This window comes from Paenibacillus agri, from assembly GCF_013359945.1.
In the GTDB taxonomy this organism is placed as follows: domain Bacteria; phylum Bacillota; class Bacilli; order Paenibacillales; family Paenibacillaceae; genus Paenibacillus_AQ; species Paenibacillus_AQ agri.
Window position 1 is genome coordinate 1 of the sequence record NZ_JABWCS010000120.1, and the last position, 336, is coordinate 336.

Annotated in this window: 1 protein-coding gene; it reads left to right on the forward strand. The window is 45.8% G+C overall.

Translation table 11 applies throughout. The annotated features are described in order from the left end of the window. A partial coding sequence (locus tag HPT30_RS00570; protein WP_175369650.1) for an IS110 family transposase occupies positions 1-336 on the forward strand: 336 nt, incomplete at both ends.

The following is a 336-nucleotide window of genomic DNA, read 5'->3' on the forward strand; positions in this document are numbered from 1 at the left end:
TTTAGCCTGGCACATTGGCTACTCGATCAAGGCATGGAGCCCGTTTTGGTTAATCCTCATCTTGTCAAAAAGAACAAGGAAAACCGAGACAATACACCATCTAAAAGTGACCATAAAGATGCGCTGGTCATAGCAGACATGGTCAAAAACGGGTACTACTTCCCTGTTCGTTCTCATCCCGAAGATTACGAGGAACTACGTATTCTAATGGCAAACCGAGAGACGGTTACCAAGCGCCTCAACGCTGCGGTTAATCAGATTCATCGCTGGGTAGACATTGTTTTCCCTGAACTTCGCCAGGTCTTTAAAATCCTTACTTGCACCAGTGCAATCGCA